Source organism: Staphylococcus intermedius NCTC 11048 (assembly GCF_002902385.1).
Lineage (GTDB): Bacteria > Bacillota > Bacilli > Staphylococcales > Staphylococcaceae > Staphylococcus > Staphylococcus intermedius.
In genome coordinates this window covers 36993-49511 of sequence record NZ_PPQH01000024.1, presented here as the reverse complement: position 1 = coordinate 49511, position 12519 = coordinate 36993, and the positions used below count along the sequence as shown (strand labels likewise).

General features: G+C 36.9%; 12 protein-coding genes. 3 read left to right on the top strand and 9 right to left on the bottom strand.

Annotated features, from left to right (window positions below):
• The first annotated feature begins 194 nt into the window (after positions 1-194).
• Positions 195-1238, top strand: a complete 1044-nt coding sequence (locus CD138_RS05850; protein ID WP_019169324.1) for a C45 family autoproteolytic acyltransferase/hydrolase — start codon at positions 195-197, stop codon at positions 1236-1238.
• 83 nt (positions 1239-1321) lie between these two features.
• On the opposite strand, the gene CD138_RS05845 is transcribed toward CD138_RS05850, so the two are convergent.
• Together CD138_RS05845 and CD138_RS05840 are read right to left on the bottom strand one after the other, a co-directional pair.
• On the bottom strand, positions 1322-2164 hold the full coding sequence (locus CD138_RS05845; protein ID WP_019169323.1) for a DUF4097 family beta strand repeat-containing protein: 843 nt from the start codon (positions 2162-2164) through the stop codon (positions 1322-1324).
• Positions 2161-2724, bottom strand: a complete 564-nt coding sequence (locus tag CD138_RS05840; protein ID WP_019169322.1) for an HAAS signaling domain-containing protein — start codon at positions 2722-2724, stop codon at positions 2161-2163. The genes CD138_RS05845 and CD138_RS05840 overlap by 4 nt, the downstream gene beginning before the upstream one ends.
• 179 nt (positions 2725-2903) lie before the next feature.
• On the opposite strand from CD138_RS05840, the gene CD138_RS05835 reads away from it, so the two are divergent.
• The gene (locus CD138_RS05835) at positions 2904-3461 is read left to right on the top strand and encodes a thioredoxin family protein (RefSeq protein WP_019169321.1); all 558 of its coding nucleotides are present in this window, start codon (positions 2904-2906) and stop codon (positions 3459-3461) included.
• 572 nt (positions 3462-4033) lie between these two features.
• Here CD138_RS05835 and CD138_RS05830 read toward each other — a convergent pair.
• The 7 genes from CD138_RS05830 to CD138_RS14630 form a co-directional block, all read right to left on the bottom strand.
• Entirely contained in the window at positions 4034-5395 is a 1362-nt protein-coding gene (locus CD138_RS05830; RefSeq protein ID WP_019167576.1) for a gluconate:H+ symporter, read from the bottom strand.
• 10 nt (positions 5396-5405) lie between these two features.
• Entirely contained in the window at positions 5406-6956 is a 1551-nt protein-coding gene (gene gntK / locus CD138_RS05825; RefSeq protein WP_019167575.1) for a gluconokinase, read from the bottom strand.
• Between the two features lie 23 nt (positions 6957-6979).
• Complete coding sequence (locus tag CD138_RS05820) at positions 6980-7657, bottom strand: GntR family transcriptional regulator (protein ID WP_019167574.1); 678 nt, start codon at positions 7655-7657, stop codon at positions 6980-6982.
• Positions 7658-8384: 727 nt separating this feature from the next.
• Positions 8385-9113, bottom strand: coding sequence for a phenol-soluble modulin export ABC transporter permease subunit PmtD (gene pmtD, locus CD138_RS05815; protein ID WP_019167573.1), 729 nt, complete (start codon positions 9111-9113; stop codon positions 8385-8387).
• Complete coding sequence (pmtC, locus tag CD138_RS05810; RefSeq protein WP_019167572.1) at positions 9110-9985, bottom strand: phenol-soluble modulin export ABC transporter ATP-binding protein PmtC; 876 nt, start codon at positions 9983-9985, stop codon at positions 9110-9112. Before pmtC ends, pmtD begins: the two co-directional genes overlap by 4 nt.
• Before the next feature lie 440 nt (positions 9986-10425).
• A complete protein-coding gene (locus CD138_RS14145; RefSeq protein WP_019167571.1) occupies positions 10426-10599 on the bottom strand; it encodes an SE1626 family protein in 174 nt (57 codons plus the stop codon).
• 258 nt (positions 10600-10857) lie between these two features.
• On the bottom strand, positions 10858-10989 hold the full coding sequence (locus CD138_RS14630) for a Trp-rich small protein (RefSeq protein WP_019167570.1): 132 nt from the start codon (positions 10987-10989) through the stop codon (positions 10858-10860).
• A 212-nt stretch (positions 10990-11201) separates the two neighbouring features.
• Between CD138_RS14630 and CD138_RS05805 the strand changes: the two genes are divergently transcribed.
• Positions 11202-12491, top strand: coding sequence for an aminotransferase class I/II-fold pyridoxal phosphate-dependent enzyme (locus CD138_RS05805; protein ID WP_019167569.1), 1290 nt, complete (start codon positions 11202-11204; stop codon positions 12489-12491).
• The last annotated feature ends 28 nt before the right edge of the window (positions 12492-12519 follow it).

Here is a 12519-nt window from a genome sequence, read left to right as displayed (position 1 = left end):
AATTTTTATAGAACCAACGTTTTGCTTTATAATAGTATTCCCACATACACTTCACCCCTATTGATTTAATATACTTTTACAATTGTTATCATGTTAAAATAAGTATATTAAAGACGTATATGAATTACCATTAAGGAAATATTACAACCTATTAACAAATTATGTTAACAAGATGTCAGAAAGGATGAATACACATGCAACAAGTAGTCTCAGACATTCTAACTTTTCGTGGTACACATTATGATTACGGTGTTGCTACTGGGCAATGGCTACAACGAACTGCCATGTTGAAAAATAGAGAAAGAGAATGGAAAAAGCGTGTCCCACGTTTTGACATCGATGTAGAAGAAACGTATCAAATCTTCCAACAGTTTGCACCTAACATATGGGAAGAAATTCAAGGGATTCAAGATGTATTAAATATACCGACAAGACAAGCTATTTTAAACTTTGCCCATTATCGTTTCACGACATTGCCTGATAGTGGTTGCTCGGTATTTGTTGGTGAAGATTTCTTAGTTCGCAATTACGATTATCATCCAGCTACTTATGATGCACGTTATCAATTGTTTCAACCTACTGATGGCGGTTATGCGCAAATAGGGCCGATGTCACGGACAACTGGGAGAATGGACGGTATGAACGAACATGGTTTAGTCATGGCTTATAATTTTATGCATCGTAAAAAGCCTGCCAATGGTTTTGTCTGTTATATGATCGGTCGCCTAGTATTGGAATATTGTCGTGATGTCGAAGAAGCGATACACTTTTTAAAAGCGTTGCCTCACCGAAGTTCTTTTAGTTATATCGTTCAAGATAAAACCGGTGCACATGCGATTGTAGAAGTCACACCGAGAGGCATTGATGTCCGCTATGATACGACTTGTACCAATCACTTTAAATTACTGACACATGAAAACCGTAATTACACAAAAGAGTCAGAAGAACGTTTGGCGCGACTTGAAGCCCAAGTCCAATTACCTGAACAATCACGCTTTGACATTTTCAAACGCTTTAATGATCCACAATACGAACTGTATAGCAAGTTGTTCAAAAGTTGGAGTGGCACAATTCATACAACAATGTATGAACCGCGTCAACTTTATGCATGGATGACTTTAGGTGAAAATCAGCACCCTGTTAAATTCGATTTTGGGGCGTGGCTAGAAGGCCAGCAAATTGAAACGACGATGTTAACAGGTTATCTTGATACTGACATTCATTTTGCCACACATTGATGGCGGATAGCTTTAACGACACGACATCGAAATAAAAAATACAGGTGCTCGGATCAGTTAATATCCAAGTCCCTGTATTTTTCCTATTCGACAGTAATATCCCCACGTGTCGTATAAAGTTCGATTTGATGCGTGCCTTTCCCATTTTTACCTTTTTTGATTTGGTCATTATTAATAATTGCTTTACCCTTTTCAGGGTTGAGCGACAGCATCACATCAGTTGGCGGTTGACGATATCCTAAATAAATGTTGCCGTCTTTAACCGATCCTTTAAAGTCACACCCCATTAGCATCTCTTGCAAATGAATATCACCTCTATTCAACTTGAAAATGCTGTTCTTTAATAATGTCTTTTCTCCGTTGATTTTTCCTTGCTCAATATTGAATTCGCTATGATCTAAACGACTATTTTCAATGTTTACAAGTGTTTCATTAGCACTAAATTTTGAATGGGTTAATTGACTATTTCGAATATTCAATTCTCCACTATCGCCGTTCCAAATTGAGGCATGATCAATGTCTACATTTTCTATATTCACCGCACCTATATTGGAGGTAAGATCCACTTCTTTTAATTGTGCTGGCGGAATACCGATTTCAAGTTGTCCTTCTAAATTATTAAATGGATTCAGATTCGGTGTTCGAATACCTGATCGATTCATTTCAGTAATCGTCAATACTCGGCTTTGTTTCGAAACTTTCATTTCTTGTTTTCCTTCATAAGATATGTGAAAGTAATCACTCGGCACCATTTTAATATTCGTCGCATCCACGTTAATGACAATTTGATTGATGGCATTTTTTTCAAACGTTTGATCTATTTTTTCAACAGATTGTTTCTTATTTTCAAAACCAAACCACACTACTGTTCCTAAAATAAAGCATATTAAAAAGCAACTGAGACCAAATACGAAAAGCTTTCTCATGACTGTGATGTTCCTTTTTTAATAAAATTGACGTTCCATTTTAAATATTTAATCAGTAAGTTACGAATGGCCATAATCAGTTTAACAATGATCACGATAAACATCATGCCCAATCCTAAATATGCAAAACTATATAGATAATTGCTGAGGGAAAATGAAAACTTCCCCGACCAAATATCTGTAATCAATAATAACAGTGGCGATAACAACATGCCTAAAGTAATAAATGTACCAATCAGTATGAGTAAACCTACAAAAAAGAGCGGAATCACAACAAAAAACAAAGTAATCATACTCATTCCAATCGTCGCAAATACTGCACGAACTAAATGCGTCACATCTGGTTTCTTTTCAGCATTTTTTACTGCATATTTGGCATAACGTTGCTTCGCGATTTGTTTCGGAGTATCCAGAGCATTGACGATGGCTTTATCCGATTTGCCATTCAAACCTTCACGATAAAAATGGTTTTCATATTCATTCATGACTTCATCAACGACGTGATTTGGCAATCGATTCAATTGATATTCTAATTCATTTAAAAACGTAATTTTATCCATCGCAGCCCCTCCTTTTTTTGAATATTTTCATTACCACAAATTATAAGGAGTTGTGCTGTAAAATTAAACACTTTTTGAATATTTGTATTGTAAATGTCATAATCTTAATTTGTCGTAATCTTTTTAATTTTCTTCAAATTCATACACTGGTATAATAGATAAAAAGGGAGGGGTATTTTATGGCACATTTAAGAACTTATTACGCAGAAGCTAAACCTTTCGAACAATACATTCAAGATATGGAACAAAACCAAAATGAAGTCTTAAATATTTATAAAGATTTCGAGATGCCTACTGAAGATCCAAGAATTGAAAAAATTAAAGACAGTGGTTACAAATATGTCTTAGTCATTACAGAAGATTGGTGTGGCGATGCAATGATGAACAACCCAATTTTGAAACACATTGCAGAACAAGCAAATTTAGAAGTTCGCGCATTTTACCGTGATGACAATACAGATTTAATCGATCAATATTTAACAAATGGTAAGTCACGTGCTATTCCAATTTATATTTTTATGAATGAGAAGTTTGAACAAAAAGCGGTATGGGGACCTCGTGCAATCAATGTCCAAAAATTTGTAGAAGAAGTACGTAAAGACACATTACCAGACAAACAGGATCCAAGTTTTGAAGAAAAGCAAAAAGAAGTACATCTCAAGATTCGTGAACGCTATTTGACAGACGCATCATTTTGGCACGATGTGTATGAATCCATCATCACTCGACTCGTTTAATGCAACAAAGAATCAGGACTGGGAAATTAAGTTTTCCCAGTCCCTATCCTTTTTATGGACATATATCGATTAATAATGATAAAACAGGCAAAAATGAGGGTGAATGGGACGTTATCATTGGATGTTATGGGGAGCTCCATTTCATCAACTTGCCCTCAGTGACTGTATTTGATGTGTGATTGCCCTGAAGGCTGAGACTCCCGAGGGATATAGTAAAAAACAAAAGGTCGTCTTTTAACTTTGGTAGTGGTTGCTGTTTATCGCAGTAGCTGTCTGACTTCTCAATGCTCATGCTTTTGAGAAGTCTAGTCAGCCTTACGGGGGCAGTACGACGAAATCTTTGTTATACATGAGATTTCTGTACTGCTCCCAAAATCCGCCAACGCGACATGCATGTCATCGTTCAATCAAGCGTTGGCTAGTTGAGACAAGTCCCCTGGGAACGCAAAGCCATAAGGGCAATCAGAAGCCACAAATCACAGCGAAGGCAAGTTAAACTAAAACTGCACTCATAGCATCAAAAATGATTATATCCAACCCTCTTTTAAATTTATGCATTTTATTTTCAAAGATTAAACGAACAAGCTCAAGAAGAGAACGAAAACGAGTCCACTGACTGAAATAATCGTTTCAATTAAAGACCATGTTAAAAATGTTTCTTTCACTGTTAACCCGAAATACTCTTTGAACATCCAGAAACCCGCGTCGTTAACATGTGAACAGAAGATGCTACCCGCCCCAATCGCTAATGCGACAAGTGCTAAATTCACATCGGCTGTTTGTAATAGCGGTAATACGATACCTGTTGTTGAGATTGCTGCTACAGTCGCTGAACCCAGCGCGAGACGTAAAAGCGCTGCGACTAACCAAGCTAATAAGATAGGCGAAATGTGGACGTCAGTAAATATCTTTTCAATCGCACCGCCAACACCACCATCAATAAGTACTTGTTTGAATGCCCCACCAGCACCGATAATCAACAGCATCATCCCAATCGGATAAATCGCCTGTGTTAATGTATTCATTACTTGTTTCGTTGGGATACCGCGACGCACACCCATGCTGAAGATCGCAAATACAACGGCGATTAACATAGCTGTACCTGCACTACCGATAAAGTAAATGATACTTTCAAGTGTATTGTGCGCTTTACCTTCATGGCCAGAAATCAGTTGCCAAAGCGTCGCAAATAGCATGAGCAATACAGGTAATAATGCTGTGAAAGTACTGAGTCCAAAACTTGGTAATTCTTCTTCTTTAAAAGATTTCGTTGCACCTAGTGATGAAATATCTCCTTCACGTTGAAACGCAGTCGGTGTGAGTCGTGGCGCGATTTTCGCAAAAAGTGGACCTGCGATAATCGTAACCGGTATTGCAACAATAAAGCCATATAATAATACTTCTCCAATGTTTGCACCTAGTTCTTTAGCAATCACGACCGGACCCGGATGCGGCGGTAAGAAACCATGTGTCACTGATAAAGCTGTTACCATAGGCATACCAATTTTCAATTGTGATACATTCATTCGTTTTGCAATTGTAAAGACAAGTGGGATGAGTAGCACGAGACCCACTTCGAAAAATAGTGCAATCCCAATAATAAATGAAGCAATAACCATCGCCCATTGCACATATTTTTTACCGAGTTTAGCAATCAAAGTGTCCGCAATTTGCGTTGCACCGCCACCATCAGCGAGCAACTTCCCGAGCATCGCACCAAGACCAAAAATTAATGCGATATGCCCGAGTGTGCCGCCCATTCCAGTTTCAATCGTTGCAACTATTTTATCAAATGGCATACCGAGTAATATGCCGGTTACCATCGCCGTAATAACAAGTGCCACAAACGTGTTTAACTGGAACTTCATAATTAATAATAATAAAATTAAAATCGCAATAACCACACTCAATAGTGGCCAAATTTCTTGAAACATAATATCCCCTCTATTCTTTGTTCATTTCTAAATCGCGTTGAAATTGTGCTAATGTTTGATATGACGGACTTAAATCTCTACTAATTTGGATAAAGATAGAAGCCAGTTTTTGATAAACATCGACATGTGAAGGTTCTGGTTGATGTTGATGTGTGGCACCTACCCATGCTTTCACAATGTCATAGTTATCAATTTGTTCAAGTGCTTTTAACCCTAAAACACAGGCGCCGAGACATGAGCTTTCATAACTTTTTGGTATTTCAACATACGTGTTAAAAATATCCGCCATCATTTGACGCCATAAATGACTTTTTGAAAAACCACCCGTCGCTTTAATTGATTGAGGTGTCGTACCAATCACTTCAATTAATGCTAAAAAGACAGTATATAAATTGAATAATACGCCTTCCATGACCGCACGAATCATATGTTCTTTTTGATGTGATAATGTCAATCCAATAAATGAGCCGCGCGCATCAGATGTCCATAATGGCGCACGTTCACCTGTTAAATAAGGATGGAACAACAATCCTTGTGCCCCCGGTTGAACATTTTGTGCAATACGCGACATCACATCATACGTTTCTATGCCTAATCGTTTGGCCGTCTCGATTTCACTCGCTAACAATTCATCACGCAACCAGCGCAAGACGACACCCCCATTATTGACAGGTCCACCAATGACATAATGTTCATCATCTAGCACATAACAGAAAATGCGACCTTTTTCGTCAATAACAGGATGATCAACAACTGTACGTATCGCGCCTGATGTCCCAATCGTAATAGCCACTTCTCCTGGTTCAAAACTATTCACACCCAGGTTTGACAGTACACCATCACTCGCACCAACAACGATAGGTAAATCACGACGTAAACCGAGTTTTTCGGCCATATTATCATCTTTGAACTCAAGTACATGTGTTGTCGATACTAATTTGGGAAGTTTTGAATCCGGAATTTCTAGTAATGACAGTACCTCTTCATCCCATGATTGCTCTTTTAAATTGTACAATCCTGTCGCCGAAGCAATCGAAGCATCCATCACCCATTCACCCGTCAATTGATAGAGGACATACGATTTAATATCGACATAACGTGCGGCCGTTTCAAATAGTGCGGTTTCATCTTGTTTCAACCACCATAATTTACTTAACGGTGACATCGCATGAATCGGTGTACCGGTACGTTGATAAATGGTATGTCCATCATGATGGTTCAACAAATCTTCAGCTGCAAAACGCGCACGATTATCCGCCCAAGTTATACTTTTTGTTAAAGGACGTTGTTGTTCATCAATCAGTAATAAACTATGCATTTGTGCACTGAATGAGATAAACTGAAGTGCGTCTGGTTGAACATGTCCTTCGCGCACGACTTCTGAAATGGTTTCTGTCACTGCATGAACGATAATTTGTGGGTCTTGCTCTGAAACGTCAACACGTGGCGTGTGCAATGCGTATTCTATCTGTGCTTTATGTTGTACGACCCCATCAGTATTAAACAACACTGCTTTCGTGCTAGTCGTTCCAATATCTACACCAATCATATATTTCTCCATAGTGATACACCTTTCTTTTCAAATTACTGAGCCCAAAATGCGCCAATATCATCATTTAAATCATTAAAATTCGCTTCAAACGCTTGATACATCATTGCTCTATCTTTTTGTTCAATTGCCGTAACAAATAATTCATGGTTTCGAATCACACGTTCAAAATCATCAAAATCTTCTTCCATGCGCTTTTTCATTCCAACATAGTTAAGACATAACATTGTTGGCATAATTTGTTTCCATAAATGTGTTAAATAATGATGATCACAGGCGAAAACCATTAACTCGTGAAACTTCAAATCATTTTCCGCAAAACTCGCGGCATCTTTATACTGTATATTCACTTTCATCATGGCTAATGCTTGCTGCATGGATTGCACAATTGCCATCCAATCCGACCGTTGAATGACCTTCGTGAATGCAAACGACTCAATCATCAGTCGAATGTCAGTCAATTCTTGCCGTTGCTTATCTGTAAAGGGTAAAATTTCTGCACCCATCCGTTCCAAACGAATTAAACGTTCTTGCGCGAGTATTTTAAACGCATCTCGCACAGGTGAACGACTCACTTGAAATTCATTTGCCACTTGATTTTCGGTTAGTAATTTATGCGTTGTACGTTCCCCACTAATGATACTTAAACGTAAAGCAGCAGCAATGGCCTCCCCTTTTGATAAATACGTCAGCCACTGTTTAGGAATTTCCATCTCATCACCCCTAACTTGTATACAAGTATTCTAATTCAAAAAATTTAAAATGTAAACGCTTACGCAAAATGTTAGAATTTTCTTATTTTTATAATTGCCGTATGGATACGCATTTCCTAGGTGCGATTTTGGAAAGCATTACTCAATTTACTATCAACACTAAACATCCAAAATAAAAATCACGCTACTTTTATTAAGCAACGTGATTTTTTATGATTGCCAACCGGGGAACGAGACGCCTGAGGGTTACGGCATTGATTGAGTGTAATCTTTGGTAATTTAATAGAGGATAATGTTTAACGCAGTAGCTGTCTGACTTCTCACTGCTTTTGCTATTGAGAAGTCTAGTCAGCCATGCGGGGGGCAATACGACAAAATCTTTGTTACACATGAGATTTCTGTATTGCTCCCGAAAATCCACTAACGCTTCCATCAATATAGCAATATGGTTAAAGCGTTTGTGAGTTGAGGTGAGGCACCTAGGAACGCGAATCCCCCAGCATCAATCACTACCCATACAATACAAAAATCACGCCACTTTCTTAATTCATGTCACTTTTGATTGCAAAAAAACCGCGCAAGACGCCTGAGACATTAGCTGAAACTGAAAATCCATTTTTTGCTTTACTGTTTTTTCAATAAGCAAAAATGCGTTGAAGTTTCAGCGCCTCGGAAAGCGTAGCGCGGTTAAGCAATCAAATGTTTCAAATATAAAAGTGAATTATTTTTAAATATCTTTTTTCGCAATTAAACCTAAGTTCGCCAACCACAATACGATAATTGATGCGACATTAATAAACCACTGCCAATTGGTAAAAGTCACACCATTACCCAACGTCTTATCACTTAAATAACTAAACGGAATATACTCTAATGAATCTTGAATGCTGTCCCCAATCTCAGGAATGAGTGGAATAAACGGTTTAACAACAGGTAATAATAGTAACAGTAAAATACCAAGCGTATACACTAATGCTGGCTTTTGAACGATTAAGTTAATTAAAAACAATAACAATCCATAAACAAAGAATAAAATTAAATAAAACACGAGCAATTTCCAAGATTGATCATTATCTAAATTTGTGCCATCCGTCATCCATTGAATCAAATATGTGACAATCACGACAACTGCAGTCGTGAAAATACTAATAAAAATGATCGATAACGTTTTAGCGATGAAGTAACCGATACGACTCTGTCTTTGATTCAAAAAGAGTTGAATCGTCCCCTGAGCCGTATCACGCGTAATGGTTTTAATCACAAAGAGTAAACCAATTAGCGAAAAGAACCATTTCCCTACACTGAACATCGTATTCGCATCGACTGGATGATCGTTAGTCACTTGAATAATCACTGTGATAACCAATGGCGCAATACCGAGAAGAATCGCTAAATATGTAAGTGGGCTTTTTAAAATGCTCACGATATCGAATTTGAACAGTTGCATGATATTCATGATTGATCACCTCGTTGATTAATATTGAAGTAAGTGTCTCGTAATGAAACTTTACGTGTTTCAATATATTGCGGATAAATTTCTTTTTGGGCTAAACCTTGAAGGAATTTTCGATAGTCGCGTTGCCCATTTAAGATAATTTCTCCTGATTCTTTCTGTGATTGCACAACTTTAAAATGATCGGTTAAGAAATACAATGCTTGTTCAAAATCATCGGGATCAACTTGAATAATGGTTTGGTCTGTGGATTGTCCTTCAGCCATGTTCACATCTTGTACAAAGTGTCCATCTCTTAAAAATACGGCACGATCACAAATGAGCTCAATATCTTCTAATTTATGACTAGAAATGAGAATTTTCATATCTAATTGTTGGACAAGTTGCTCAATCGTTTTTAAGACATCGATTGAACCGTCTGGATCCATCCCATTTGTCGGCTCATCTAAGATTAAATATTTTGGTTTATTCATCAGTGAAACTGCGATGGCGAGTTTTTGTTTCATCCCCATCGAATATTTTTTCACTTTTTTCTTAATATAGGATTCCATACCAAACGCTTTAATAATATTGTTCGTATATGCTTCATCAAAACCTTTACCTAATACTTGTGCAAAAAGTTTTAAATTGTATAGACCAGATTTATTATCGTAAAGTTTTGGATGTTCAATTAAATAGCCAATATGATCATCATTCGCAACTTGAACATCTCCTTGGTAATTGATAATGTTGTCATTCATAATTTTCATTAAAGTGGTTTTCCCCACACCATTTTTACCAATTAACCCAACAATTTTACTATCATTAAATGAAAAATCAATGCCATTAATGACCGTATTGTTGCCATATTGTTTGGTGATTTGTTTCAATTCCATCCACGAATCCTCCTGTTTATTTTTTAGATGATACATTCGAGATTAAAATAACTACAACCTTAACCTGTCATAAAGTATGGCGCACTTATCAAAGAGAAATTCACCGCATTTAAAATAGCGCATCCTGTTCAATATTATCGGTCAGTCACGACAATGGCGATATGTATTTTTGCGACTCAACCTCACTGTAAAAATTGCCCTTATATCATTTGTCATATTGAATTCATGATTTAAATGAGGACTTTCGTATGTGCATAGTGTCAGTCTCTTATGTTTATCACTTCAACTTCTCTCCCAAAAACTTCTACTATATCATAGAAAATCTTCAACACTCGTAAAGATAACAAAATGAACCGATAGAATACAACTATCAACTTGTTATATTTAAAATTTTAAACTTTTTTACAATTTATTTCATCAAATTCAATGATTTAAAATGTTTAACGTTGCTTTTTTCGATCATTATGCCGGCTAATAAATGCACAAATCATAAATAAAATGGTCGCGACAAATAATTTAATGGCTGAAGTCTCTTCACCTAAAAACTGTAAAACGATACCAATAACAAAAATGATTAACGCAATCACCACAAAAATTTTCGTTAAATGTTTCATTTGATTCTCCTTATTTTAATTGTTGATTCAAACATTAGAAAAAGCCGTCTCATTTGTCAACAATACTTCATAAACTTATAATATTTAAAAACTTCAGTTGCGTAGGAAAGATGACCATTGACAGAATACATATTTTTCGTAAATAAATCGTTTGCCTCCAAATTATGAAGATGATAATATAATAGTGTATCCACACATGATTAAATCACCCCAAACTTGTTGCCGCAAGTTTGGGGCTTTTATTTGTTGAGTCTTGCATTACGAATGCATGGAATCATCTTTTTTCTTTTTTTCTCTATCTCGACTTCTCCACTTCGATTCAACCCAACATCTAAAAATAATTAAAATGCCACCATTAATTAATAACATCCAAAATTCTGTCCACGACATGATTAAACACCTCCTACTTTTAGAAACCATATTCTATCAAACGCCAAAAATGTAGGGTGTGGTGGCTACATATATTTTAACACAAAATACCGAACGTGTGTTCTCATTTTGCGCTTATAACTTGAATTTTTTATCAGTCTATTCTTTAAATTTATAGCTATTCACTGTATGATAGACGTATATGATGAAAAAATAGAAAGAGGTCGAATCTTATGAACCCTTTAGCGCTACAATTAAACGAACAGTTAAGTGAAGAAAACCCAGTCGTCCTAGATATGCTTTCCGACCTTGGTACAAATATGTATTATCCCAAAGGCATTTTGACGCAATCAGCTGAAGCCAAAACGACGAAATATAATGCGACAATCGGTATGGCTACAACTGCTGAAGGTAAAATGTACACTGAAACGTTATATGGCATGTTTGACCATTTAACGACAGATGAAGTTTTTGCTTATGCCCCACCACAAGGTTTAGCTGAATTACGTGAACTTTGGCAACAGAAAATGTTAAAAGAAAACCCTGACTTAACGAAAGAAGCGATGAGTTTACCTATCGTGACGAACGCTTTAACGCACGGTTTATCATTAATTGGAGATTTATTCGTGAATCCTGGCGACACTGTACTATTACCTCAACACAATTGGGGCAACTATAATCTTGTGTATGGTATTCGTCATCAAGCGACAATGCAAACTTACCCTATTTTTGATGCACAAGGTCATTTCACAACTGAACATCTCGTAAAAGCGTTAGATGACTTTGAAGCAGATAAAGTGATCATGTTATTAAATTATCCGAACAATCCGACTGGCTATACACCAACAACAGAAGAAGTTGAGACGATTGTGCAAGCCATTGATCGACTCGCAAAACGCGGTGTCAATGTCGTTGCAGTTGTCGACGATGCGTATTACGGATTGTTTTACGAAGATGTCTACACACAATCCATTTTCACTGCACTGACACAATTGAACAATGAACGTGTGTTACCTATTCGTTTAGATGGTGCAACAAAAGAATTTTTCGCATGGGGATTCCGTGTCGGTTTCTTAACTTTTGGTACTTCAAATGACACGACAAAAAATGTGTTAGAAGCTAAAATGAAAGGGCTCATCCGTAGTAATAACTCAAGTGGTGCCACACCTTCTCAAGCAGCAGTTCAACATGCGCTGAAACAAGGTGCCTCTTTCAATGATGAAGTGCAACACAACATTCAAATTTTACAATCGCGTTATGAAGTGACAAAAGAACTCGTATATAACGAAGATTACCAATCATTATGGCAGCCTTATGACTTTAACTCTGGCTACTTTATGGCATTGAAAGTGAAAGGTGTCAACGCTGAAGAATTGCGTGTACATCTGATTGAAAAACATTCGATTGGTATTGTCGCTCTGAATGATACTGACATTCGTATTGCCTTTAGTTGTATCGAAAAAGAAGATTTACCGCACGTATTTAAATCAATAGCAACAGCGATTCAAACTTTACAATCATAAATCCAGCACAGACAGGTCGTCGTTAGTC